Annotated in this window: 1 protein-coding gene; it reads left to right on the top strand. The window is 67.7% G+C overall.

Annotation, left to right across the window (positions count from 1 at the left end):
* On the top strand, window positions 1-975 hold a 975-nt coding region (locus AC3WG5_RS19195), incomplete at both ends, for a cadherin-like domain-containing protein (protein ID WP_492570331.1).

A 975-nucleotide genomic window follows, 5' to 3' on the forward strand; every position in this document is an offset into this window, starting at 1 on the left:
CGGCACCTTCAAGGTGACGGCGGCCGACGGCCTGGACGAAATCGTCATCGGCGGGGTGAAGGTGGTCGACAACAACGCGCTGACGGCGAACACCACCATCACCACGGCGCTGGGGAGCACCATCACCATCACCGGGTTCGACCCGGCCACCGGGGTGGTGAGCTACACCTACACGCTGAACACGGCGGAAACGCACGCCAGCGGCGACGGCAACAACAGCCTGTTCGACAACGTGGCGGTCACGGCGACGGACAAGGACGGCAGCAGCACCAACGGCACGCTGAGCGTGAACATCGTCGACGACGTGCCGACGGCCCATCCGGACACGGCGAGCGTGACCGAAGACGGCACGCTGACGGCCAGCGCCAACGTGCTGACCAACGACACGCTGGGCGCCGACAGCCCGGCCACGGTGACCAGCGTGAACGGCGCTTCGGCCAACGTGGGCGTGGCGATCGCCGGGCTGTACGGCACGCTGACGCTGCACGCCGACGGCAGCTACACCTACACCCTGAACAACAGCAACGCCACGGTGCAGGGGTTGAGTGCCGGCGAGCACCTCACCGACAGCTTCAGCTACGGCATGCAGGACGCCGACGGCGACCCGTCGGCCAGCACGCTCACCATCACCATCAACGGCACCGACGACGGCGTCACCATCAGCGACCTGACGCCGGCGGCGCAGGGCGGCGAAGGCACGGTCTACGAAGCGGCGCTGAGCATCGGCAGCGACCCGAGCGCGACCACCGAAAGCATGAGCGGCACCTTCAAGGTGACGGCGGCCGACGGCCTGGACGAAATCGTCATCGGCGGGGTGAAGGTGGTCGACAACAACGCGCTGACGGCGAACACCACCATCACCACGGCGCTGGGGAGCACCATCACCATCACCGGGTTCGACCCGGCCACCGGGGTGGTGAGCTACACCTACACGCTGAACACGGCGGAAACGCACGCCAGCGGCGACGGCAACAA

The sequence above is a fragment of the Pseudogulbenkiania sp. FW507-F1 genome, from assembly GCF_058781125.1.